At 35.8% G+C, this 25469-nt stretch carries 23 protein-coding genes; 7 read left to right on the top strand and 16 right to left on the bottom strand.

Annotation, left to right across the window (positions count from 1 at the left end; genetic code table 11):
- Positions 1 to 693 precede the first annotated feature (693 nt).
- Both CQA66_RS04070 and CQA66_RS04075 read right to left on the bottom strand, forming a co-directional pair.
- Positions 694 to 1005 (bottom strand): hypothetical protein, encoded by a 312-nt coding sequence (locus tag CQA66_RS04070; RefSeq protein WP_104763484.1) that lies wholly within the window; start codon positions 1003 to 1005, stop codon positions 694 to 696.
- A 308-nt stretch (positions 1006 to 1313) separates the two neighbouring features.
- Positions 1314 to 2864, bottom strand: coding sequence for a DNA recombination protein RmuC (locus tag CQA66_RS04075; RefSeq protein ID WP_104763485.1), 1551 nt, complete (start codon positions 2862 to 2864; stop codon positions 1314 to 1316).
- Between the two features lie 116 nt (positions 2865 to 2980).
- Here CQA66_RS04075 and CQA66_RS04080 point away from each other — a divergent pair, with 116 nt between their 5' ends.
- Positions 2981 to 4249: a hypothetical protein gene (locus CQA66_RS04080; protein ID WP_104763486.1), complete on the top strand. Its 1269-nt coding sequence runs from the start codon at positions 2981 to 2983 to the stop codon at positions 4247 to 4249.
- On the opposite strand, the gene CQA66_RS04085 is transcribed toward CQA66_RS04080, so the two are convergent.
- The 4 genes from CQA66_RS04085 to CQA66_RS04100 are packed head-to-tail and all read right to left on the bottom strand — an operon-like array spanning position 4246 to position 7459.
- Positions 4246 to 5310 carry a glycosyltransferase family 9 protein gene (locus CQA66_RS04085; RefSeq protein WP_104763487.1) on the bottom strand — a complete coding sequence of 355 codons (1065 nt, stop codon included), beginning with the start codon at positions 5308 to 5310 and terminating at the stop codon, positions 4246 to 4248. The genes CQA66_RS04080 and CQA66_RS04085 overlap by 4 nt on opposite strands.
- Before the next feature lie 5 nt (positions 5311 to 5315).
- Positions 5316 to 5873, bottom strand: coding sequence for a hypothetical protein (locus tag CQA66_RS04090; RefSeq protein ID WP_104763488.1), 558 nt, complete (start codon positions 5871 to 5873; stop codon positions 5316 to 5318).
- Between the two features lie 12 nt (positions 5874 to 5885).
- A complete protein-coding gene (locus CQA66_RS04095) occupies positions 5886 to 6416 on the bottom strand; it encodes a hypothetical protein (protein WP_104763489.1) in 531 nt (176 codons plus the stop codon).
- 8 nt (positions 6417 to 6424) lie between these two features.
- Entirely contained in the window at positions 6425 to 7459 is a 1035-nt protein-coding gene (locus CQA66_RS04100) for a hypothetical protein (RefSeq protein WP_233707777.1), read from the bottom strand.
- A gap of 127 nt (positions 7460 to 7586) precedes the next feature.
- Between CQA66_RS04100 and CQA66_RS04105 the strand changes: the two genes are divergently transcribed.
- On the top strand, positions 7587 to 9794 hold the full coding sequence (locus CQA66_RS04105; RefSeq protein WP_233707778.1) for an ATP-dependent helicase: 2208 nt from the start codon (positions 7587 to 7589) through the stop codon (positions 9792 to 9794).
- Between the two features lie 13 nt (positions 9795 to 9807).
- On the opposite strand, the gene CQA66_RS04110 is transcribed toward CQA66_RS04105, so the two are convergent.
- The 7 genes from CQA66_RS04110 to hemC all read right to left on the bottom strand — a co-directional run bounded on the left by CQA66_RS04110 (position 9808) and on the right by hemC (position 17394).
- Positions 9808 to 11127 carry an ArsS family sensor histidine kinase gene (locus CQA66_RS04110; protein WP_181882234.1) on the bottom strand — a complete coding sequence of 440 codons (1320 nt, stop codon included), beginning with the start codon at positions 11125 to 11127 and terminating at the stop codon, positions 9808 to 9810.
- Positions 11128 to 11241: 114 nt separating this feature from the next.
- Positions 11242 to 12222, bottom strand: coding sequence for an SPOR domain-containing protein (locus CQA66_RS04115; protein WP_104763492.1), 981 nt, complete (start codon positions 12220 to 12222; stop codon positions 11242 to 11244).
- Positions 12223 to 12248: 26 nt separating this feature from the next.
- Positions 12249 to 12791, bottom strand: a complete 543-nt coding sequence (locus tag CQA66_RS04120; RefSeq protein ID WP_104763493.1) for a DUF1882 domain-containing protein — start codon at positions 12789 to 12791, stop codon at positions 12249 to 12251.
- A 92-nt stretch (positions 12792 to 12883) separates the two neighbouring features.
- The gene (locus CQA66_RS04125; protein WP_104763494.1) at positions 12884 to 14134 is read right to left on the bottom strand and encodes a serine hydroxymethyltransferase; all 1251 of its coding nucleotides are present in this window, start codon (positions 14132 to 14134) and stop codon (positions 12884 to 12886) included.
- Between the two features lie 2 nt (positions 14135 to 14136).
- On the bottom strand, positions 14137 to 15648 hold the full coding sequence (gene lysS / locus CQA66_RS04130) for a lysine--tRNA ligase (RefSeq protein ID WP_104763495.1): 1512 nt from the start codon (positions 15646 to 15648) through the stop codon (positions 14137 to 14139).
- Positions 15649 to 15651: 3 nt separating this feature from the next.
- Positions 15652 to 16260 (bottom strand): CvpA family protein, encoded by a 609-nt coding sequence (locus CQA66_RS04135; RefSeq protein WP_233707779.1) that lies wholly within the window; start codon positions 16258 to 16260, stop codon positions 15652 to 15654.
- 90 nt (positions 16261 to 16350) lie between these two features.
- Positions 16351 to 17394 carry a hydroxymethylbilane synthase gene (gene hemC, locus CQA66_RS04140; protein WP_104763496.1) on the bottom strand — a complete coding sequence of 348 codons (1044 nt, stop codon included), beginning with the start codon at positions 17392 to 17394 and terminating at the stop codon, positions 16351 to 16353.
- A gap of 142 nt (positions 17395 to 17536) precedes the next feature.
- On the opposite strand from hemC, the gene arsR reads away from it, so the two are divergent.
- From arsR to CQA66_RS04155, 3 genes are all read left to right on the top strand, one after another.
- The gene (gene arsR, locus CQA66_RS04145) at positions 17537 to 18217 is read left to right on the top strand and encodes an acid response regulator transcription factor ArsR (RefSeq protein WP_104763497.1); all 681 of its coding nucleotides are present in this window, start codon (positions 17537 to 17539) and stop codon (positions 18215 to 18217) included.
- A gap of 115 nt (positions 18218 to 18332) precedes the next feature.
- Positions 18333 to 19211 carry a septum site-determining protein MinD gene (minD, locus tag CQA66_RS04150; protein WP_104763498.1) on the top strand — a complete coding sequence of 293 codons (879 nt, stop codon included), beginning with the start codon at positions 18333 to 18335 and terminating at the stop codon, positions 19209 to 19211.
- Between the two features lies 1 nt (position 19212).
- Positions 19213 to 19461, top strand: a complete 249-nt coding sequence (locus CQA66_RS04155; protein ID WP_104763499.1) for a cell division topological specificity factor MinE — start codon at positions 19213 to 19215, stop codon at positions 19459 to 19461.
- A gap of 109 nt (positions 19462 to 19570) precedes the next feature.
- Here the strand turns inward: CQA66_RS04155 and prpD are convergent, their stop codons facing one another.
- A complete protein-coding gene (prpD, locus tag CQA66_RS04160; protein WP_181882235.1) occupies positions 19571 to 21019 on the bottom strand; it encodes a 2-methylcitrate dehydratase in 1449 nt (482 codons plus the stop codon).
- Between the two features lie 341 nt (positions 21020 to 21360).
- On the opposite strand from prpD, the gene CQA66_RS04165 reads away from it, so the two are divergent.
- Positions 21361 to 21921, top strand: a complete 561-nt coding sequence (locus CQA66_RS04165; RefSeq protein WP_104763501.1) for a 5'-methylthioadenosine/S-adenosylhomocysteine nucleosidase family protein — start codon at positions 21361 to 21363, stop codon at positions 21919 to 21921.
- A 119-nt stretch (positions 21922 to 22040) separates the two neighbouring features.
- Positions 22041 to 22877, top strand: coding sequence for an endonuclease III (locus tag CQA66_RS04170; protein ID WP_104763502.1), 837 nt, complete (start codon positions 22041 to 22043; stop codon positions 22875 to 22877).
- Positions 22878 to 22928: 51 nt separating this feature from the next.
- Here CQA66_RS04170 and CQA66_RS04175 read toward each other — a convergent pair whose 3' ends face one another.
- Entirely contained in the window at positions 22929 to 23555 is a 627-nt protein-coding gene (locus CQA66_RS04175) for a class I SAM-dependent methyltransferase (RefSeq protein WP_104763503.1), read from the bottom strand.
- Entirely contained in the window at positions 23552 to 25459 is a 1908-nt protein-coding gene (locus CQA66_RS04180) for an LIC_10190 family membrane protein (RefSeq protein ID WP_104763504.1), read from the bottom strand. Before CQA66_RS04180 ends, CQA66_RS04175 begins: the two co-directional genes overlap by 4 nt.
- Between the last annotated feature and the right edge of the window lie 10 nt (positions 25460 to 25469).

Here is a 25469-nt window from a genome sequence, read left to right on the forward strand (position 1 = left end):
AACTCTCCCTTAGTTTCTTTCATTTCTTCAGAATCTAACAGGGCTACTTTGCTTGTTTCAATATTGTTAAATAAGAAATTGGCATCAGCTTGTGAGATTGTTGCTACTTTATTGGTAACAACAAGAGATTCAAGATTCTGATTTATTGCTTTTGCCTGCATAAAACTTAAACTTAATATTACACTTGAAATTATATTTTTTATAATGTATCCTTATTAAGGTTAAATTAAAATCGAATCTCGAATATCCTCAAGATTCCTGATATTATCATAATACACAACATAGCTTTTGTTATAATTAAGTTTGCATATTTTGTAAAAAATAACGAAAAATTATTATTAAAAATAATGCGCAATACTGATAAATTAACGCAAATGATTATAGCAAATTACTTACAAAACTATTTGTTAGCAATTCTATGCAATTTTTTATACTGATAAATTCTTATAGATATAAAAACCAAGAAAAACGTATAAATACACCAAATAATAAGGAAAATCCCCTTAGAAAAAGTAACAAAGCAGAGAAAAAGCCCGATTGGCAAGAGCATATACGCAAAGCTAATGAACATGAGCTTGATTGGTGTTTGAGAATATATTTTTCGTAATGTTGCAAAACAAGAAAGAGTAAAGTTTATTAAAATAAAATTCAATAATACCGTTATAATAATAAGTGTCGTTAATAGGAACTGCATTATTTTATCCAATTTTCATAAGCTTGTATAATTTCATCTGTTGCGAAGCTGCCAAGATGCTGTATAAGCGTTCCATTATAAATAGAATCATTTAACCCAGGGGCATTAGCAAAGAGGCTACTACCAACAAGTCTCAATAAAACGGGCAAGAACTCTCCCTTAGTTTCTTTCATTTCTTCAGAATCTAACAGGGCTACTTTGCTTGTTTCAATATTGTTAAATAAGAAATTGGCATCAGCTTGTGAGATTGTTGCTACTTTATTGGTAACAACAAGAGATTCAAGATTCTGATTTATTGCTTTTGCCTGCATAAAACTTAAACTTAATATTACACTTGAAATTATATTTTTTATAATGTATCCTTATTAAGGTTAAATTAAAATCGAATCTCGAATATCCTCAAGATTCCTGATATTATCATAATACACAACATAGCTTTTGTTATAATTAAGTTTGCATATTTTGCAATAATTATGTTATGAAAATTTTGGATAGACTTTTCATTGATTGTCATAACAAGTAGTTTCATTACAAACAACCTAGCCGTTTAGCCGTTACAATAAATTTCACCGAATCAGCACGTTGCAATGCGCAATGATTCAGTAGAAACAAAGAGTCTTTAGGCGATATGGCTATCTTTGCGTGAATGTGCTTGAGAAAGTGCTTCGTTTTGTTCCTGCGTGTCTCTATTTTCTAATGTTACTTGTGAATCTTGCAAGGAATTTTTTTGTGCTATTTTAGACATATAGTTATTGAGGTTATTGATGTAGCTAGAGAGGGACCCTCTGCCGTTTAGTTGCGTTCCTGCTCTACCGTATGCAGACAGAGCATTTTGGAGTCCGACTTCAATTTTTTCCATACTGTCTTTAAAGCCATTGAATTTCTTAATGAGTTTTTCGCATTCACCAAGTATTTTTTCTGTATTTTTATCTCTCGCTTCATTTTTCCAGAGATAATTAATCAGACGCAATATCACCATAAGCGTAGTGGGAGCAGAGATGATAATACCCTTTTGATAGGCGTCCATAAATATTTTCATATCTTCTCTTAGAATCTCATTATATGCCCCTTCACTTGGCAGGAACATAATCATAAAGTCTAGCTTTTGCCCGTCAATGTAATCTTGATAAGTTTTCGCTGTTAGGTTTTTAATATGTAGCTTAATACTTTCTAGGTGAGATTTCAGATATTGTTCTTTTTGTTTGGAATCTTCAGAATTGCTATATTCGAGATAGGCGTTAAGGCTCACTTTGGAATCTATAATGACAAAACGATTGTTTGGTAACTGCACAATAGCATCTGGTCTAAGATTCTGCTGCTGCTCGTTTTTCAAAGTAACTTGGAGATGGTATTCTCTATCTTTTTCCAAGCCACTATTTTCCAAAATACGTTCTAGCACCACTTCGCCCCATTGTCCCTGTTGTTTTGCCCCTCCTTTCATGACTGTTGCAAGATTATTGGCTTCTTTTGAAATCAGCATGTTGGCATCTTTTAAAAGCTTAATTTCAGTAATGAGGCTAGTTTGTTTCTCTTGATTTTCTTTGGTGTTTTGTGCTATTTCATGCTTGAAACGTATGATTTCTTCAGTTAGAGGCTTGAGGCTTAACTCTTGTTTTTCTTGAAATTGCTGCCCTTTTTGTTCCAAGAGTGAATTGCTAATCTCGTAGAATCTTTGTGTCATAAGTGCCTCTTGTTTTTCGCGCTCAATAGTTAATGTCTTAGCGATTTCTTCTTGTTTTGCATGGTATTGTGTATTTAATTTTTCTTCTTGTTCCAAGAGGGCTTCTCTGATTTTTTCTTGTAATTCTGTTTTGTGTGCATCTTGAATTTCTTGTATTTTCGCTATGTAATGGGTATATGATTCTCGTAATGTATTCTCTTTTGCTTGCAGCTTATTTTCATATTCTTGCTTGAGAGATTCTAAAATTTGCAAGGATTCTGAACGGAGCCTTTCATTGTCTTCTTGGGCGCATTGTAGCCTGTCTGCAATATGTCTTTCTTTGAGTTGTAGTTCTTGAGTAATTAGATTTTTTGCTAAGAGATATTCTTCCTTTTGTTTGAGAATCTCTCGAAATGAGTTTATTTTTTTTCTTTGTAAATAACAGAGAATGCCCATGATGAAGCTTAGTGAAACAAAGAATGTAAGGGAAGGTAGAATAAATTGTTGCATGATACTCCTTTAAATGACTGAAAAATTATACATCAAGTCAAGACGTATATATAATGGTGTCGATTTATATTTGGTCTCAATTTGAGATAAATATTTAATGTTAAGGATATACGCAAATGAAAAGCATAACGTATCAAAAAACTTTAAAACAAACTTTTATTGCAGGCAGTGTGGCTTTGACAGTTTTAGCAAATTCTGCTAATGCTCTGGAAATGAACCCTTTTGGTACATTGGGCGTAACGGGCAATTTTGCTTTTGGCGATAATACTATTCATGCAGGCGATAATATAAGCGGCTATTTGGGTGTAACTGGGCATCTTGGCGTTGAATTTGATTTCAGTGGATTTAAACTAGGCGTTGGTGCTATGGCGGGTTTTGCTCCCTTGACGCTTGGAACTACGGGTGGTTATGGAAGCAATATTTTTGTTCATAATAGAGGTTTGTATCGAAGCCCGTTTGTTGATGCTTCAGATTTATATATAGGCTACACTAGTTCTGAATTACGTTTCCTTATGGGTCGCTACAATGGAAGCAAGGTGCTTTCTACCGCAGATTGGATTGGTGGATATAATCAAGGTGTAGCCTTTTCTTACCAAAGCGAGTTTTTTGGAGTTTGGGCTACTTGGGTAAATGACTTTCTACGTAATGGATACAATGCGCATGCGAATCTTGCGATAGATGGTCGTTATGGCATGGATTTAGCTGGATTTGCTGGTTATGGGTCAAGCTGGCATAACTTCAATTTGAATAATGAACTGTTTGCTGCGGGAGTAGATTTTAGACTTGGTGAAATCTTAAGTATTAGCCCATTTGCACAGTATTGGTTGAGAAATGGTGCTGATTACTTACAGGCTGGAGCCAGATTGGCACTTACTTTTGATTTGGGTGCTATAAAAACCACAACAACATTTAGAGGATTATGGACTAATAATATAGATACAGGTGGCAACGGTGTTTTGTGGCAAGCTGATGAAGAATTGTTGCTGTTTGACATGATTAAATTAGGGGGCGGTTATCTTAGTGTTGGCGGCATAGGGCTTAATGGATTAACGCTTGTTGATAGAACAAGATTCTATGGGCAGTATCTTTTCCCTTATGGGTATAACGGGACAGGACTTAGGAATCGCGGATATTTGAATGCTACCGCAGAAACATGGTATGTGTTTACAGGATTAAAGCTTGGGGAATCAGCAAACCTTGATGTTCTTTATGCCAACGGTAATTACAAAGAATTTTCTGCCATTATCAATTATGATATTATAGGCGGAGATGCTGGAGAAGAAGGTGAGAGCGGTGGTGGTCTTGTGTGGTCTGTCGGTGGTGGTTATGTAACCGATGATTTTAAATCTCATACAGCCCTAGCTTATACAAAAATTAAATTTTAATCACAATTATTTACATAACCTTTAAGATTCAGAGGTTTTATTTCATTGGTTTTTAGCATTTCTTCAAGGGTAGCAACTATTTGTTCTATTGCTTGATGTTCTTGTTGTGCGCTTATTAGAGAAAGGGGGGTTTCCAAGAAAACATACCGTTTATTATGCGTAGCCCATCTTCTTGTGTCATATTCAGGATAAACGGCAATTGTTGGGATTCTTTGATTGCAAGCAACATGGATTACTCCTGTGCTAGGGCTTATTACAAGACTTACTTGTGAGATAAGAGAGACTAGATTGAGCAAATCATCGTTATTTTCAAAAATAATAATATTTGATATATCTATTTGAGATTCTCTAACGGAAGACATAAATTCGTTATGTACTTGCGGGTAAGTTGCGATAATAGGAATCAAGGGAGAGGTTGCTTCGCTAATTTTTTTAGCGAGTGTTAACCATGAATTAAGTTGCAAGCTGTACGGGCAAGCTCGATTGAATGGATTAATAAGAATAAAATATACATGCCCATTGCTCCCCTCTCCCATTTTTTCCATAAATGTTTTGATTTTTGGCTGCATTTGAGATATAACAAATTGCCTGTGTGTATTCGCGCTAGCTATTTTAGCGTTGTTGAAGTCTAGGGTATCGATTTGTGAATCATAGGTTTTAGAATCTATTCTACGCACATAGCTCAAAAGGATTTCTCTTTCATTGAGGTTGCGATATTTTTTGCAGAAATAGATAGGTACAGTTTTACATCGGAGCGAAAATAAACTTGGTATCTTGCTTGCGCAAATAATATACTTAACGTTTGTTTGTTTTGCAAAATTGATAAACCAGCTTTTAGAGTTACTTAAGATGAGATAATCACATTGTTGTTCGTTGATTGCTTCTAACTTCGTAGGCAACCACAAATCCACAAAGCTACAATGTTGCAGGAGATTTTGCATGCCTTTTTGTCCGAAGACAATGAGTTTGCAACGATAAATCTGCTTTAAGGCGTAAAAAGCTTCAAAGCCTATTGTCATTTCGCCTAATGCTAATGCAGGGAAATAGAATCCAATGACCATGATATTCAATTAAGGTTACGTAAGTAAGTGCTTTGCGTAATGGACATCCCCAGACTGAAGTCAATGTTTCCTTTAGTGTTTTTCTTGAGAGATAATGGTAAATCAAGTATTGCACTGATGTGTTTTGATTGTAGTCTTGGAATAATGTCTAATACATAGGAAAGGTTGCTTGCTGCTACTTCGCCGCTAATGCTATATTGTATTTTTTTTAGCTGGTCTTGAGGGATATTTTTTTCTCCAAGTTTACGCACATTGATTTTTAAGAATCCGGGCTGAATAATTTTACGTATGGTTGCTTCGTTTAAAGAACCAGAAAACACCTTTAGTTCTTGGCTGTTGGTATCGGCAAGAGAGTTCACTTTCTTTTGTGCTTGTTCGTTAATGGTTCGTGTTTGCTCAAGCGTGCTTTGTGTTACCTGGTTGAATCGCAGTTGCTCTTTGTAATGACGAGTTTCTGGCATGATGTACGTGTTAGTGTAATACGCTGTCCCAGAGATAAAAAGAATACTCCAAATAAAATGTCGAAATATATTGTCTGGTTCTACTTCTTTAAACAATCCCATAAATATCCTTATCTATTGTATGCGTTGCAATAGCCCATCATCATCGCTTGTTTGACTGACAGATTCAAAGTTATACCATCCACTTGGCAATTCATAAAAGCTTGCTTCACTCTTTGAATAGACTGCACGGAGCTGTGATTGCAAGGAGGTTTCGAATAACTCTTTGCTTGCTGTTATGCCGCGAATGAAAAGTCGATTATTTTCAAATTTGATTTCAGAAATTGCCACTTGATTCGGAATCATATTGAGAATGTTTTGGATTTGCGTGCGCAATTTTTCGTCATGATTCTTTATCTGGGAAACAACATCTAATTCATAATACAATCTTTCCCCTTCTTTAGTTAATGTGTCGTTGGCTTTTTTAATATATTCCTGTTCGATTTTCATTAGCTCTTGCTCTTCTTTTAGATCTTCGATTTGCAATAATAAAAATACTCTAAAGTATATTAAGATTCCAAGTGCTACACCAATGTAAAATACCCATATTTTTGTGGCAAGCTTAAAAATATGCTTTGTGGTGGGTTTTGTAAAGCTGTAAGTCATATCAATCCTTAACTATTTAGCTCAATTTGTGAGAGATTGATGATTTCTTTGGGTAAATCTGTGGGTATCAGCGATAATTCTATCATGAGATTAGAACGGATATTGTGAATAGATTGCGATGAGATTCCATAGCAGTCAAAAATTACAATTTCCTCTACAAAGTCGCTTTCATAAAGCGTGTTTTGATAGAAGTCCCGCAAGCTAGATTGTATGAGTTGAATAATGCTTGTGGAACGACTTAAATCTTGCAAATTATCACTTGATGACGTGCTTTCAGAATCAGAGTCAGAATCTGTGCTGGCGCGAATATCTTGAGATTCTAATTCGCTAAAATCAAAAGAGTCAAAGTCCTGCAAATCTTGCTCCAAATCCCCTAGTTCCGTATCGAGATTATCAAGCTGTTCTTCTGCTCCTTTTCCGTTAGACATCTTGTTTTCTTCGCTTGGTTTGCTAACACTTGCTGCAATTGTGGTGATGGGTTGTTCTGAACTAATTAACCAAAACGAACCATAAAGTGTCTCTTTGCGGGTAGCAATTAACGTGGCGAGATTCTCTTTTTCTTGTAAAACAAACATTTTTGGTCTATCGCCTACCAGCGTTTTGGATTTAAGAAATAAAAGCACAAAAGGCGAAAAAACAAAATCGAGCCCCTTTGCTTTTTTGAAAGTATTGAGATAATGCGTAACACTATCTTTATGGATAAAGATAAAGGCGTTAGGCAGCTTGATGCTTTTATATTCTTTTTCGTTAACTCCAAAGTTAGCAAAGATATTTTTTTTGGTACCTGGCACCAAAACTTGCTCTGTGCTTTTACTAAGCATTGCGAGATAACTATACGCATAACGACTTTTGAGCTTGTAAATATATTTGATTGTTTCTGCAGATGGCTCTCCATTGACAATTTTAAATTCTTTTTTTGTTTCCTCTACAATAGAACCCCCCCGTTTTTTTGCTACTTGCACAATGCAAGTATCTTCATCGTAGCTGACGCTAATGAGCACTGTTGCAAAAAGAGGGCGAAAAATGGTTCCAATAATGCTCACGATAAACCTCGTCTTTTAGAAAGCTATTCCGAATTATAGCATAGTTTGAAACCATGCTCGCTTTGAGTATAATAGCATTTCGTAAAGGTATTGTTGTAAAAATACTCAAAAGATTATAGGAAAGATGATGTATAGCCTTTTAGAATCTTTGAATGCACAGCAACAACAGGCGGTGCAACATGTCGATGGCGCATTGCTAGTGCTGGCTGGGGCAGGTAGCGGCAAAACGAAGACTATTACCACTCGTTTAGCATATCTGCTTGGTGTAATAGGCATTCCTCCACAAAATACTCTTACTTTGACATTTACCAACAAGGCAGCTAAAGAAATGCAGCAAAGAGCTCTATGCCTTATTGCAGATGCCAATTTGGCTATAAGCACGTCGCCACTTTTATGCACGTTTCATAAATTTGGTTTGTTGTTTTTGCAAAAATACATACATTTTTTAGGCAGATCACAATCTTTTCAAGTGATAGACGAAGAAGACAAAAAAAAGATTCTAAAAAACATAAGAAAAGGATATTCTCGTTATGAAATTATTCCTAGTGTATTTGAATTATTGAACTTTATTTCGGATTCTAAGAACAACAACCTTACGCCCGAAGAGAGAATCGCTAAAGACATTTTTACAGATTCTCTAACAGAGATAAAGATAGAAATCTATAAGCAATACCAAGATTTTTTGCGTGTTTACAACTTGGTTGATTTTGATGATTTGTTATTGCTCCCTTACAAAATTCTTGCTCAAAATACGGATTTAAAGCAAAGTCTTAGTGAAAAGTACCAATATATTATGGTTGATGAATATCAAGACGTTAATAATTTACAAGCAAGCTTTTTGCAGCAACTGTGTACAACGCATCAGAATCTCTGTGTAGTGGGGGATGATGATCAGAGTATTTATGGTTGGCGCGGAGCAAATATTGACAATATTCTCGAGTTTCATAAGCGATTCGAGAATACAAAGATTATTACACTAGAACAGAATTATCGTAGCACAAAGCAAATATTGCACACAGCAAACCAGCTTATTGCCCATAATGCACAAAGACACGATAAGACACTTAAAACCGACAAAACAGGCGAGAATGTAAGAGTGCTTGCAAGCGTAGATGGTAAAGAGGAAATGCAAAAGATTATTTCACGTATCAAGGAAATAAAAGAGGCAGGGGAGGAATACAGCACTATTGCCATTTTATTCCGCCTCAATCCTCTTTCTCGCAATGTTGAACACTGTTTTTCACAGGCAAAGATTCCCTATCAGATTATAGGCGGTACAAGATTCTATGAGAGACAAGAAATTAAAGATGTTCTTGCTTATTTGCGCTTAGGATTGAATCAAGATGATAATTTTTCACTCGCACGCATTATCAATAAACCTAGAAGAGGCATAGGGGAAAAGAGCCTACAAGACATTATAGATAAGGCAAGTAACTATAAAAGTATTCATGATGCCTTTAGACACGATGTATATAACCACACTAGATATTATAACAAGTTACAAGACGTTTTTGACATTATAGATTTGCTGCATGATTGCATGCAAGATAATCTTGGCTTTCTTAATCAGATTTTTGAAACAAGAATCAAACTTTATCACGAAAAGGATATTTCCGATTCTGGTGGAATTAGCAATGAGGAAAGGAGACAAAACATTAGGCAGCTTTTTGAATGGTTTGATGAATATTGTCAGAAAGCAGACGACTTAACGTTTCCAAGACAAGAAGATATTGTACGGGATTTCTTAAACAATGCGGCGTTGTCTACAGATACTGATAAAATGGGTGAGCAAGGGGTGCTGTGCATGAGCATTCACAATAGTAAAGGATTGGAGTTTCAGCATGTTTTTGTTATTGGTATGGAAAGGGGATTGTTTCCTTTGCGCGATGGAGAGGAGATAGATTATTATGATGACAGCCAAACAACAAAGAGGGCAGATATTACTGAGGAGAGGCGACTAGCTTATGTTGCTTTCACTCGCGCAAAAAGCAGCCTTACGTTTAGCTATGTTAAAAACAGATTTTATCGTGGCAAGATAGGTATGCGAGATCCTTCACAATTTCTTATGGAATCAGGTGTCGTTAGTCTGAAAGATTTTGAGGAATTAATAAAAGAGGGGAAAAATACGGAAAGCGATACGATTCTTGCAAGAGATTCTGAAGATTCTAAAACAAAAAACCAAACACAGCTCTGTAAAGGTGATTGTGTGCAACACAAGATTTGGGGATTTGGCAGAGTTGAAAAGATACAAGGATCGGGACTACAAGCTAGCGCAACGGTTAATTTTGGTGGATTAAAGAAAAATATTCTACTTTCATTTCTTACAAAGATGTAGGGTAATAGTATTGTCATACATGGGCATTTGGGGATTCTGTTTGCGGTTGCAGCTGATTTAGCCTTTGGCGCGTGGGATTGTAGTATTTTGGTAGATTGCAAAAACTCTCTACAATGCAATTTTGAATAATAAACATATTATATCCTTCTTCATATTGATAGCATAGATTGAGATTTTGCGCATCTAATGCGCTTTTAACAATATACATTCCCAATCCAAACCCTTGTGATAGCGGATTTTTTACGTCTTTGAAATAAGGTTTGAAATATTCATTGATGTCCAAAGCTAGTGGTTTGCTTTTGTTTTTGATAATTAAATCCTGTTTTGTTACATCGATTTCTACTTGAGAATCTATGCTGTATTTTAATCCGTTATCAATAAGATTTTTGACGATTAATGCAAATAAATCAAAATCGGCTTTGATTAAATCATTATTGTGATGCAAGACGATACGTTCTTGCATATTCTTATCTACCAAAAGCATGGCTTTTGCTTCATTGATTACATCAATTAACAGAAATTCCTTTTTACAAACATTGTAGTTTTTGCTTGCTAGTTCTTCGATTTTTGCAAACTCATCAATGAGATTATTTAATCTCTCGAAGACATTGCATAGTCTTGCTTGTTGTTTAGCATCTTGCAAAGTTTCAACTACTATTCTGCCTTTTGTAATGGGTGTCTTGAGCTCGTGCATGATAGAACGTAGAAAAAGCATACGTGATTTTTCAATGGACTGTAGTTTATCAACAATATAATTAAATTCTCGCACCAAGTCACCAATTTCGTCTTGATGATTTGCGGCACAGGTAATTTTTTGTAGATTCTGGTTTTGCGTCATATTCATTAGTTCGTGCTTAATATTGCTAATTGGCATAAGATGACTGATAAGCGCGATATATACTAATACCAGCACAATAGAACCTAGCACGATTACAGTGTGATATTGTGTCCAAACAAAATCAACGCTATCTTGATACACAATAAAACGTTTTGTTGTTTGTAACGTGATAAATATATTGCTGCCTTCCTGCGTAATATTGACATTGAGACTGCCCAACATTGGCTCTTGATTAGATTCCATAATTTTCTTTTTAAAGCTTTCATTGGGCGTAATTTCATGGAATCCCTGCTCCTCTAAATACCATTTAATTTCATTCATACTTGCATTGAATTGCTTCATTTTGCCAATAGCATTGACAATGTTGTTGTATTGCGTAATGCTCTCCAAATCAAGTTGTATTTTGACGTAGAATAATGAGATTGTTAAAAAGCTTGCGAAAGCAAATGCGAAAAGAATGCTAACTTGAAAGAGTATCGATGAGGTTCTCCACATAGTGCCACCTTAATGATAGTTTCTGTAGAATTGCCATTTTAGTCTATTCAAGATTATGCGATGCATCGTTGTATCATGAAAGTGAGGTTATCGTTACATAGATAACGCAAGTGGTTATTTTATCTCCGTGTAAAACGCGTTACCTTGTATTTCTTTTATTTTTTGTATATTGCTATTGGCTTCAACCCTAGAGGAATATGGACCTATAAGGTACTTTACGATAGTTTTACCATCTCTTGATTCTGTCTTGATTCGATACGGGTATTTTGAAATTCTATTAAGAAAATTTTTATCAACACTACCAGCAAAAGAACCAACTTGAATATAATGCCCTTTGGTAGCAGCTTTGCCGTTATCCTCAGTTTGTCGAGTTTTCTTTTCAATAATATTGCTAGATTTCGGTTTGTCAGATGTATTGGTGGGTACAACTGGCGGAGGAGGTGGAGTTTGTGCGGTTTTAGCCTCTTTAACCTGCTCGGCTTTATTTTCATTTTTCGGCGGACGCTCTTTAGTCAGCGATTCGTTTGTTGGTTGTTTGGTTTGTGTTTGTTGGTTTTTAGAATCGGCGGCTTTTAGTGGAGTTTCTTTTGGTGTAGGTGTTGGGGTTACTTTTTCATTTATGCTGATTGGTTTGTCAGAATCCTTAGCTTGAGGTTGAGTATTTTTGTTTTTTTCCATGTGTTTTTGTTGCAGTTCTTGCATTTTTGCCAATATTTTTGGGTCATTGTCTATATCATTTGTTTTTTGCGTAGCGGCAGGAGGATTAAGTGAGGGGATACTTGCTGGCGGTGTATCTGACATTTTTGCTACATCTATATCAAACGGGTCTAAATTGCTTGTAAGGGTATTATTACTAGCAGTGCTATTCTCTACATTGTGGGCGTAAGGGGGTTGATTGAGAACGCGTATATTTTGGTTATCCTCCGTTAGCTGTATAGATTCTATCGTATTATCTCTTGCCATTACCCATGCAATAATAAGGAATGTTACAATCAGAATAATTGCGACAATAGTCAGTAGTAAAATGGTTTTTGTTTTATTGCTTTTGCCACTTTCATTTTGAAAAATATCATTAATGCCAGATTGATTTTTCATTTTTTACTCCTTAAGATTATGTGACGTTACATGTGCTTTGACCATGCTGCCCCACGTTCTTTTGCATAGACTTCATACGGTAGCACTAGAATATTAAATTGTTGTGGCATGTCATCGTTAGGGAACATACGCCATTCAATTGCGCATTTGGTTGCAAGTTTTAAAGAAAGATTTTTGGCCAATCTTTTTCCCTCCTCCAAATCAGTGTGCCCCTTATGGATATAAAGATGCAAATGCCCGGGTGTTTTTGTTGTATAAGCTGTGAAATTAATAAATCCCTCGTCTCGCAACATGAGCTGCGCCCTGTGATAGAATCTCTGTGAATCTCTACCATTATAATCAAAAACAATATTCTCCACTTTATTGCCGCGTAAAATAAGTGAATGCGCAACAGTAATTTCTTTACGAAGATGACTTTGTATAATTTGTGAGCTTAAGAGAGAATTTACTCTCTCAAATTTATCGTAAAAAATTCTTCCGACATGTGCCATTTTCTTTCCTAACCCCTTGGATTTCAAATAGTAATGACTAGTATCCATTTTAATTAATTTTAGATCCATTTCGGTCATTGCGATTCCTCACGTATTTATAGTTATTTTGTTGTTAATTTTAGCATATATTCTATCACATGTTGTTTGTGTCCGACTGAAATAGAATAGCACTAAAATATTGCTTTTTCGTAGATTATAAATTGCTTATTTAATTCTTTTATTTCTTGTTTGATTTTGGCTTGCAAGGAAGTATTTTCTATATCTAATAGAATCTCTGCGATTTTTTCACCAATCCATGTAAATTCTTTTTCTTTCATGCCTCTAGCTGTAAGAGCAGGAGAACCTATGCGAATGCCGCTTGTTACAAAAGGGGAGCGGGTTTCGCCAGGAACAGTGTTTTTATTGACTGTAATGCCCGCATTGCCAAGAGCAATATCGGCTTGTTTGCCACTAAAGTTATTTTTTAAGAAGCTCATAAGAATAAGATGATTGTCTGTTCCGCCACTTACCAAGTCAAAGCCTTTGTTAGCCAACACTTGCGCTAGAGTTTTGATATTGCTTTTCACTTGTTTGGCATAATCTTTCCATTGCGGCTTGAGATTTTCTTTAAAGCCTACTGCTTTACCAGCGATGACATGCATGAGAGGTCCGCCTTGCATACCAGGAAAAACCATTCTATTAACTTTTTGTGCTATTTCTTCATTATTGCTAAGAATCATACCACCACGTGGTCCCCGCAATGTTTTATGCGTGGTAGTTGTTACGACATCACAATGGGGGAAAGGATTAGGATATTCTCCCGCTACAACAAGTCCTGCTACATGCGCTATGTCTGCAAGTAAAATAGCATCAACACTGTTCGCAATTTCTCTAAATTTTGCGAAATCTAATTCTCTTGTGTAGGCAGAGAATCCGCACACAATGATGTTTGGTTTGATTGTTTTGGCAGATTCCATGAGTTTATCATAATTGATTCTTCCATCTAGCTCTACACCATAGAAAAAACTTTGATACATTTTGCCTGTAATGCTGACTTTTGAGCCGTGGCTTAAATGCCCGCCATGTGTTAAATCCATTCCGAGAATCTTATCATAAGGATTCAGCAATGCACCATATACCGCCGCATTAGCTTGACATCCAGAGTGTGGTTGCACATTGACGTATTGACAATTAAATAGTTTTTTTGCACGTTCTATTGCTAACGATTCTATACCATCTACAAATTCACATCCTCCGTAATAACGTTTATTGGGGTATCCCTCTGCATATTTGTTAGTCAGAATACTTCCCATTGCTTCCATTACACTAGGAAAAGTGTAATTTTCGCTTGCAATCATTTCTAAATGCGCATTTTGTCTTTCTAACTCTTGCTGTATTAAGTTAAACACTTCAGTGTCTTCTGTTTGCAAATAATAAGCCATAGTTACTCCTTATCTATTACATTGTAGTTTTCGGCGGTTGGTTTCATAGCGGGAAACAAAATCACATCCTTAATACTTCGACTATTGGTTAAAAGCATAACCAATCTATCGATTCCTATGCCTTGTCCTGCTGTTGGCGGCATACCATGCCCAAGAGCCCAGACGAAATCTTCATCCATATACTGCGCTTCCATATCACCTTTTTCTTTCTCTGCAACTTGAGTTTTGAATCTTTCTAACTGATCTATTGGATCATTAAGCTCTGAAAAACCGTTAGCAATTTCTCTGCCACCGATAAACAATTCAAATCTATCTGCAATAGCAGAATCTTTATCGTTACGTTTTGCAAGCGGGCTAATGTCAATCGGATAGTCTGTAATAAAAGTCGGATTAATCAGTTTGGATTCCACGAAATGATCAAAAGCCGCATTGAGTAGTTTTGCATAGCTAAGATCTGGTTCTATTTTAATGTGATGTTGTAGTAAGAATGCTTTCAGTTTCTTTTTATCTTGCACAATTGTTTCGTCAATGCCGCCGAGAGCATGTAGTGATTCTTTATAGCTTAATTTACTAAAGCAATCAAAGTCTATTTGCACATCACCAAAAGGCAAGATTTTGGGTAAATGCAATGATTCTAGCAGGGAAACCAAAAGCTCCTGTGTAAGAGTGATAAGATCGTTGTAATCATGATATGCCCAGTAAAATTCAATCATACTAAATTCTGGGTTGTGGCTATGGTCTATGCCCTCGTTGCGAAAGTTACGGTTGATTTCAAAAACTGCTTCGAATCCGCCCACAATTAAACGTTTCAAATACAGTTCAGGAGCGATTCTTAAATATCTTTCGACATTTAAAGCATTATGATGCGTAATGAAAGGGCGCGCATTTGCTCCACCCGGAATAGGATGTAACATGGGTGTTTCTACCTCTAAGAATCCTTTTGATTCAAAGAATCTGCGCAAACAAGAAATAACTTGACTGCGGACAATAAAAGTGTCCCTCACTTCTTTATTGACGATTAAATCCACATATCTTTGTCGGTAGCGCAATTCGACATCATTTAAGCCGTGAAACTTTTCTGGCAATGGAACAATGGCTTTTGTTAGCAGTTTAAATTCGATAGCGTGAATGCTTAATTCTCCTGTTTTTGTGATAAAGGGAAACCCCAAGATATTGACAATATCACCAACGTCAAGATTCTTTTTGAGAATTTTAAAAAAGTCGCCAAGCTCATTTTGTGAAAAATACACCTGCAATAACGCAGTAGAATCTTCCACTTTGATAAAGCTAGCCTTACCCATAAGACGTAGGAATTTAACTCTCCCCTTTATCCACACTCGAGAATCTGCTTCCTGCTTTTCGCTAGATTCTGATTGTCTAAGATACGCAAATGTGTCTAAAAATTCTTGATTGCTCATTGTAACTTTAGAATCATTGCGATAGGGATTGATACCTAGTTCTCGCAGGGTATTTGCTTTTTGTATTCTGTGTTGTATATAGGTATTTTCAAACAACTATTATCCTTTTACTTTAGGTAGAGATTCTGTAATATGTTTTTTCGCTTTCTCAATCGCTTTATCGGTTTCTTTCTGTTCTTCGTATTGTTTTTGAATGTTTTGGATAGTTTCCATATTAATAATTTTTTCAGCAATTTCATACATGATAGGATAGCTCACGGTTTGTTTTGTAAAGTCTTTAATGGGCGATTTGAGAAACTCTATTTGAGAGAAAGCATAAACCAATAAGGACAATATTACAGCATATTTTAATACCGCAAAAATATATCCCCCAGAGTAATTGATAATGGCAAGTTGTGGTGTTGTAGTCATAAATGTCGCAATTGTTGCTCCAACTACTAAAAATCCAATCCACATTAACGCAAATATAATAACAAAGGTGAGGCTCCAAAGAACTGTTTCATTCTGAAATTCTAGTCCCGCATACTTCAAATATTTGCTTAGATCTACACAATATTGTGATGCCAAGTAAATGCCAAGCACTATGCCAAGCATACTTGCAACTTCGTGTACTAGACCATTTTTTAAGCCTCGTAGTCCAAGCAATAAAACAATAATTGTTACTCCAATGTCTATATAGTGTACAGATTCCATAATGTGTCGTTCCAATACTCTCTTTTAGTTTATTTTTACATGTATTTTGATTTTCGCAATAGAATATTTTAGCTTATTTTGAATAATTTCTACAAGAATATCATGTCACGTCTCTTGAGCAACTTCTTGCAAAAGAAATTCTATGCCTTGTTGTTTTAGTTCATTTACCATATCTTGCAGGGTATATTGAACGTCATTTTTATGACATATTTTTTTATCTCTCAAGATTTTACTTGCTTCAAGATTTCCTGCTATGCACTCTATTTGTATTGTCTGCGAACTTAGAGTTTGTGCGTGGATTCCAATAGGGGATTGACAGCTTCCGCCTAAAAGCCTAATAAATGAACGTTCAATAAGGCAACACACCGCACTCTCTTCATCGTGCAGAGATGAGAGAATATGATAGATAGCTTGGTCTCTGGATTCAGGAAAATGTTTTATATCGCGGCACTCGATTCCTAAGGCACCTTGTCCCATGGCGGGTATCATCTCTGAAGTATGAAATGGGACGATATAATATGGCGAATGCGTGTGACCGTTTTCAGTGCCATTGCTAGATATTTCCAAACGTTTTAATCCTGCCATAGCCAATATAATGGCGTGAAAATCGCCGTTTATTAAACGTTGGATTCTTGTTTGAACATTGCCTCGAAGATTTTGTGTATCTAAATCAGGACGCATAGTTTTTATTTGCATACTTCTTCTTAGGGAAGTTGTCCCTACTTTCGCATGTGCTGGTAAATCTTGCAATGATGGGTACTTTTTGCTTACAAAACAATCTCTACTATCTTCGCGCGCTGTAATTGCCGCAAGGCATAGTTTGGGCTCTATGTTCACAGGTACATCTTTGAGAGAATGCACTGCTAAGTCGATTTCACCATCCAAGAGTTTGTGTTCTAATTCTTTGGTGAATAGTCCTTTCCCGCCAATCTTTGCTAGCGGCGCATCAAGGAGCTTATCGCCCTTTGTTTTGACAATCTGAATCTCTACCTTAATTCCACTAGATTCCAATCTTTCTTTAATGTGGTTTGCTTGCCAGAGAGCTAGCATAGAGCCTCTTGAGCCTAGTTTCAAGGTAGAAGAGCAAAGTTTTTGGAGATATTGGTGTGGAATTGTCGATTGTGTGGAATTATTTATAGAATCTGTCATTAATGTTTAACCTTTCTTGAATAATGTAATCATTCTACTATATTTTGATTATTAATGCAATTTAGGACACATTAAGTGGTTAAGAGATTTTTTATATAAGATAATCTATAATCATATTATTTCACGATAAGGGACTATGCAAATGTTAGAAATTCTTATGATAGAAGACGATGTTGAATTAGCAGAAGTTTTAAGCGATTATCTTAGACAACATGATATAAATGTAACAAATTATGATGAACCCTACACTGGTATGTCGGCGTTGGCAACAAAGCATTTTGATTTGTTGCTATTGGACTTGACATTGCCGAATCTTGACGGATTGGAGGTATGCAAGAAAGTTGCAAAGCAAAAAAATATTCCTATTATTATTTCATCGGCAAGAAGCGACATAAATGATAAGATAGAAGCCCTTGATAGTGGAGCAGATGACTATATTCCAAAGCCCTACGATCCTAAGGAATTAGTCGCCAGGATACAATCTTTATTGCGACGTTATTCACAAAAGCTTGCAGAAGAAAAAACCGCAAGCAAGACAGCCACTTTTCGTATTGATAAAGATACCCGAGAAGTGTATTTCAAAGAAAAGAAGCTTGAACTAACAAGAGCGGAATACGAAATACTTACACTACTCATTAGCAAGAAAGGACATGTTTTTAGTCGGGAAGCAATCGCCATAGAGTCGGAGTCTATTAATCCAGAAAGCTCAAATAAAAGTATCGATGTTATCATTGGTAGATTACGTTCTAAAATCGAAGAAAATCCCAAGTCTCCGCAATATATTATTTCTGTACGTGGTGTGGGGTACAAGCTTGAATCATAATTTTTAAGAACTCTCAATTTGGATATTTTATAGATTAGATAAATGTAAAACCAAGCAATATTCTGCCAATATTCTGCTAAAATAGGCTTTATTTACTCGAACACAGGGAAAACAGATGCAATATTCAGAGCGAAAACTATCCCCTATTACAACAACAGATGATCGTGCAACAAGCGGCGGTGTTGTCATAGCCATTACGTCGGGTAAAGGAGGGGTAGGTAAATCCACTGCAACAGCAAATCTTAGCATAGGATTATCGCAACAAGATAAAAAAGTGGTTGCTGTTGATTTTGACATCGGACTTCGGAATCTGGATATGATTTTAGGGCTTGAGCGACGTATTGTTTATGATATTGTAGATGTTATGGAGGGTAAATGCAATCTTTCTCAGGCTATTGTTAATCATAAAAAAGCAAAAAACCTGTATTTTCTGCCAGCTAGTCAAAGTAAAGACAAAACAATTTTAGATAAAAATAAAGTGCAAAATTTGCTTGAAAAACTTAAGCTTGACTTTGACTATATTCTTTTAGATAGTCCAGCCGGAATTGAAAGCGGTTTTGAACATACGATTTTCTGGGCTGACCGAGCTCTGATTATTGTAACACCAGAGATAAGCTCTGTACGTGATAGCGACAGGGTAATTGGCATTTTAGATTCTAAAAGTGATAAGGCGAGACAAGGTAAAGAAATAGAAAAACATATTATCGTCAATCGTTTAAAGCCTGATTTGGTAGCAAAGCAAGAAATGATGAGTTGTGACGATGTGCAAGAGATTTTAGCCTTACCAATTATAGGTGTTGTCCCAGAAGACGAAAAAGTAGTATGTGCCACCAATAACGGAGAACCTACGATATTTGCTAAAACTATTAGTGGTTTATGCTACCAAAGAATCGCTATGCGTGTTTTAGGGGAAAATGTTCCTATTCCAGCATTCGATTCAAATTCTGGGTTTGTGGAGTCTTTGAAAAGGTTTTTTAGTATTAAAAAGGGTTAACATGTTTTTTCGTAGTAAAGACAATGATGTTTATGCTGTATCCAATTCCGCGTACAACGCAAAGCAGCGGTTACAGGTTACCCTTGGCAACGAGAGGGTTATTGCCAAGGGTAACTTTGATGATTTGAGAAAAGAGATTGTTTTAGTAGTTGAAAAATACACATGCTCGCCGTGTCATATTAATATGAAAGCAGATAGAAATAACGGTCTCAATATTATGATAACAGATGTGAATGTAAATTTAGATTAACTTTAGGATTAAATTACAAACAGCATTTTAGACATAGTTTCATTGTATTTTGCACGTGCGAATTGAAGCTAGCTTTATAATAAATGCTAGCATGTGGAAAGTATTACAACTACAAGGCAAACAACTCACTAATTTTAACGAAAGGTGTATTGTAGGCTTTTTCAGAATCTGCGAAGATAGCTTTTATTTGTTCGCATTTTTTAGGGCTTAACCTTGTGGCTAAAGCATTGTGGAATTTATTGATTAAAAGGGGAATACCTTCTGTTCTTCTTCTTTTGTGTCCAACGGGGTAATCAATTTCGATTTTTTCGCTTTTTGTGCCATCTTTATAAAAGATTTGCACTGCATTTGCTATGGAACGTTTGTCGGATTCTAGGTATTCTCTTGTATATCTATCGTCTACTTCGACCACCATTTTCGCGCGAAGTTCGTCAATTAGAGGATTTGCTGCGATGTCATCCTCATAATGTTTTGCTTGTAACTCTCCATAAATGAGAGGAATAGCTACCATATATTGAATGCAGTGATCTCTATCGGCCGGATTAGCTAATTCCCCAACTTTATTAATAATCCTGTGCCCAGATTCTTGTGTAGTAATAATAATTTTCTCAATCTCATGGAGCCTGTGTTTCGCTTCCCCATGTAGTTTAAGAGCACATTCTACCGCTGTTTGTGCATGAAATTCTGCCGGGAAGCTGATTTTAAACAAAACATTTTCCATCACATAACTACCAAACTTTTGTTTGACTATGACTTTTTTGCCTTTCATATTGACGTCTTCAAATCCCCAAAATTTTGCTGATAATGCAGTGGGATAACCCATTTCACCTTTGAGTGCTTTAAGTGCTAGATTTACTCCTCGCGCACTTGCATCTCCTGCTGCCCAGCTTTTCCTTGAGCCTGTATTAGGAGCGTGTCGATAGGTTCTTAAGGAACATCCATCAACAAAAGCTAGAGAAATGGCGTTGCGCACTTCTTCCAAGTTACCACCAAGCATTGCGCATGATACGGCTGTGCTTGCAATGCGCACTAACAATACATGATCTAAACCAACTGAGTTAAAAGAATTTTCTAACGCTAAAACGCCTTGAATCTCGTGTGCTTTTATCATACATTCTAAAACCTCTTTAAGCAGTAAACCGTCTTTCCTCTCCTTTATGTTTTTACGGCTCAAATAATCGGCTATCGCGTAAATCGCTCCCAAGTTGTCGCTAGGATGCCCCCATTCTGCCGCAAGCCATGTATCATTGAAGTCTAACCATCTCACCATCGCGCCAATGTTGAATGCACCTCGTTCTGGTTCTAATTTATAACTTGTACCCGGTACCCTTACTCCTTCATTAAACTCTGCTCCATCGACTACAGGACCCAGTAACTTTGTACATTGTGGAAATGCTAAGGCTAAAAGTCCGCATCCTAAAGTGTCCATAAAGCAATATTTTGCCGTTTCGTAGGCTAAATCTGAGGTAATCTTTTCTTGTGTTACATAATGAGCAATTTCTGTAAGCAGAGAATCAAATTCTGCTCGCTTTGCTTCTAAAATACCCATATTTTCCATTATAGTCCTTATCTATTGTATTCGTGAGATTTTAAACATAAAATTATGAATATTTCTCGTTTAATAGGGCAGATTCATAATGTTTATAAAAATCTATATTTGATTCTAACCCAAAAATGTTTTAGTTAAAGCGAACAAAAAGTAGAAAAATAGCACAAAATCTACACATTTTGTAAAAAATGTATAAAAAACATTCATTATTATGTTTCTTATTGAAACATAATATAATTAAATTTTGTGTATTGGAATTGATATATTACAATTACTTACCCTATTAAACATCGAATTATTGAGTTTGAAGCGATGCACTCAATAATTTATGCCATATGGAAAGGAATGTGATGATCGTTTGTGCTGGCAATGGAGAGTCTTTTGGCTTCGCTAAGGATATTGGTGTAGGAATTGTTGAAAGCACAATAGGACTTACGCAGATTTGTTTGCGTTATGCGCCAAAGTATTTGCTGTTTGTCGGTAGTGCTGGAAGTTATGATTCTACGGTAGCAATAGGCACGTTGTTTGTTAGCAGGCATGCAACACAGATTGAACTATCATTTTTACAAAATCAGTCTTATACACCAATTGATAATAGCATTCTTGTAGAATCTTCTCGATTTGTTTCATGTGAAACACTAATGAAAGCAAATATTCTAGAGGCTGTTGTTAATTCAAGCAATTATATTACTAACACGTCCCAATATAATCAGATGATGCTTTCCGCAAATATTTTGCTTGAAAATATGGAAACATTTAGCGTCTTTAAGGTAGCACAATATTTTCAGATTCCATGCTTTGCAATTTTGTGCGTAAGTAATAAGGTGGGGGAAAATTCTCATCAAGAATGGCTGCAAAATAAAAAGTTAGTGGAAGAGAAGTTGTATTGGGCTGTACGTACATTCTTGTAACATGAATATGATTGTTGGTTAATGAAAGGTTGTTGTGTTGGCAATACTCATCGCAACCAAGTTATTAATTCTTGCTGCTAAATAACGTTTTTAAATATGAAGAGGCTAAAAGATTCTTAATGACAACTTTTAAAAACCAAATATTCAATGGATATGATTTACTGACCGTCCTTAAAAGACACTATAAGATAGGGGATAGCCATTCGTGGTGGTGGCCAAGTTTCCGTTCTGTAAAAATAGATAGGGGAATGGAAATTTGTGGAGCATTAGATTCTGAAATTCCCGATATTTCAATGTGCTTTGCTGGCATTTTGGGGCAAAACACTAAGTATGAGAATGCTTGGTCTGCACTTGTCGCGTTATATGAATATTTGTTTATTCAGATGGATTGCATTTTTCAATTTGATTCATGTTATATTGAATCATTTAAACATTATGAATATCCTAATCTCGCTTTTATTTCACAAACACAATGGCAGGATTCTTTGCTTGCAATACTTTATAAAACAAGTCACGACACAATAGCAAAACTTATTCGCAAGGCGGGATTTCACAATCAAAAGGCGCGTTATATCGCCTTAATAACAAAAAATATTGTACAAGATTTTGGTAGTTTTGATAATTTTGCGAAAAAAGTCAATAAAGAATGGCTACTTCTCCAAAAAGGCATTGGCAATGAAAGTGCCTCAAGTATCCTGAATTACGCGCTTAAAAGAGAAGAGATGGTTGTTGACCGATATACGCAGAAACTACTCATATCTTTAGGCTATGAACATAAAAGTTATGAGGATATGCAGGATTTTTTGCTCACGAATCTAACTGCAGCAATAACTCTTTACGATTTCGATATTTCATTGGCGCAAGTTATGGCAAGACTACATGGTAAAATTGTCGAGCATTGTAAGCGCACAAAGATAGGCAAAAATAAAGAAAAAGAAGAATTGATAATTTATTAATACGTTTAATAATATTCCTTACACAAGGCAAACGCGCAAGAGCATAACGGTTTATTGTTTCACTATCTTACAAAAATTATTCATACCAAATTGGAAATATTGATGTTTTACTATTGTAAGTCCTTGTACCATCGATATTAATTTGTATATATCTGTCTTATTATAATATTGTTTATGATCTCTAATTTCTGCTTCACTCACTATATGCAGCTTATAAGCGAGGAATTCTAATAGTGGTTTTGCAAGACGACTGGGGACAGTTAAGAGTAGGATACCTTTTGGTTTGAGAATCCTATGAATTTCTTTGAGCATTTCTAGTGGGTGATGCAAATGCTCTAAAACCGCTAGCAATGTTGCTATCTCAAAAGATTCATTATCAAAAGGCAAATCGCATTTTTTATTATTGCATGAAGAGGCTTTGCTTGCGTTAAATGAATCTATCCCTTCTTTTGATTCAAAGAAATGACTAAAAACATGAAGTTTATCAGTATGTATCGTGGGTGCTTTTAAGTCGATGCCCACACCATGAGTAATAAACGGCTCTATCTCTTGCAGTAATCTTGCTTCCCAGCCACAACCAATATCAAGTACTTTAGGATTGGCAAATTCTCTAACACTAGGAAGAATTTTCTTTAAACGCATGGTTCGCAGCATGGGTTCTAAAATAGCTTCTTTCATGGCTGCACCTTGTTAATATAATACATATCTCTTTTCATGAACTGTCCTTTTTGTAAGTTGGGTTTAAAGTAGTTGGCGCATGGCAAAGGAGCATTTCCACAATATTCAAAGTGAAGTGTTAATCCAGATTCGGTTTGTTTGGTAGAGTATTGCTTTTGTTCCATAATTTTCTGTGTATCGGTGAGTTTAAAAAACTTAAAGCCATTCAATATGGGCTTGTCGCTACGCATGTGCCCATATATATGACAAAACAATAAAATACCGAGCAGAATATTAAAATTAGTTATAGGTTTGGAATGCAAAAATGCGATGGTTTTTATTGCGATATAGTTATCCTTGCATATAGAGATGTTGTAGGCGAGAATAATCCCATAGATTGGAAGAATATATGAATAGCCAAATCGCGGGTCTGGAGCACTCAAGAACCAAAATGTTACTCCTGATATTAATCCCACAGATAATCCTATGGAAAAAGGATTGATATTCGCGCGAATAGTTTGATATGTGGATTTTTTACAACACAAAAGGGCAAGGAATGCTAATATAATTATTATTCCCGCGATAAAGAGTGGTCTTTGCCAAGGATCTTTGATGAGGAAAGTATAAAACCATGTTTTTAGCCATTTGCCTTGTTCAATAAGAATATCCCCATTTTCGGTATCTTTGACTCTTGCCCAATTGTGAATAGCGCGTATGTCGCCTATCCGTATTGATTCTTCTATTGTCCATGGGAGATTGGGAAAGTGAAGCACTTTCGCAGGATAGGCGGGCATGCCAGAGAGACAAATACCCTTTAATGCCCAAGCTAGCCCCAATACTGCGCACGCGGCACAACTAAAAACACATAGTCTAGCAGTATACATTATAGAAATAGTTTTAGGAAGTATGCTATCTTTATTGTTGGATTTCAGTTTTATTATGAGGCCACAGTAGGACGTTAAAGCACAAAATAAAAGAAATATGGAAGATATTTTAATGTACACCGCAAAAAAGCATAAAAATATTATGACTATAAAGGAGAAATGTACGCGTTGTATTTCGTCTATGTTAGAGAAGTGTTTGTTTCTTGCTTGAAGATTTACGTTGCAAGATTCATAGCAATAGAGCATAAACCCAACAATGCTGAATCCTAAACATCCCAACAAAGATTCAACATATAAACCAAAGAAATGCCAAAATACCAAAGGTATCCACAATAATATGAGGGACATAAAAATAGATGAAAAATTTTGGATTTTTAACGTAAAAAGTGCGAGGAAACCAGCAAAGCAAAAATAAAATAGACACACTTCATTTAAAATGAAACTTCGGATTGAAGGGAACAAGTTAGACACTTCGCTCAAGGCTGCAAAATTGTAAAGAATATTATTGAATCCAAAGCGTGTGTGGATGTTCGCAATACCAAAGACAATAGGGTATTCTTGTACCCATTGTGTTGCTCCACTATGATAGCCAAGTGTGTCGGCGTGATTTTCGTTAACAAAAGAAAAAAATGTGGCAACAAGTAAAGCCAACACAAATGAAAAAATCGCAAATAGGTAATTGCTTGTAGATGGATTACATTGAGTGGTTTCTGCATGTTTTTGTTCTTGACTAAATATATTTTTTATGGAGCATAAGGCGATTACGATTCCCACTATACAGAATAGAACAGAAACTTTTTGGCTAATAGGAATGAAAAAATTGACAATCCCCACAAGAACAGCTAAGAAAAAGACGCCTAACAGCCCTTTGAATAGGACATTAAACTTTGTATCAACACACATTAAGAAAGAAGATTTGATGCCTATGGAGCCAGAGAATCTTTCTATGATCTTTACAAATATTGTTCCGAAACCAAACGTAGCGACAATCCACAATAACACTGCAATGGCTATTTTTGCATTTACCAATAAATACTCCATCGGAAATGCC

The organism is Helicobacter aurati, assembly GCF_003364265.1.
Taxonomy (GTDB): Bacteria; Campylobacterota; Campylobacteria; order Campylobacterales; family Helicobacteraceae; genus Helicobacter_A; species Helicobacter_A aurati.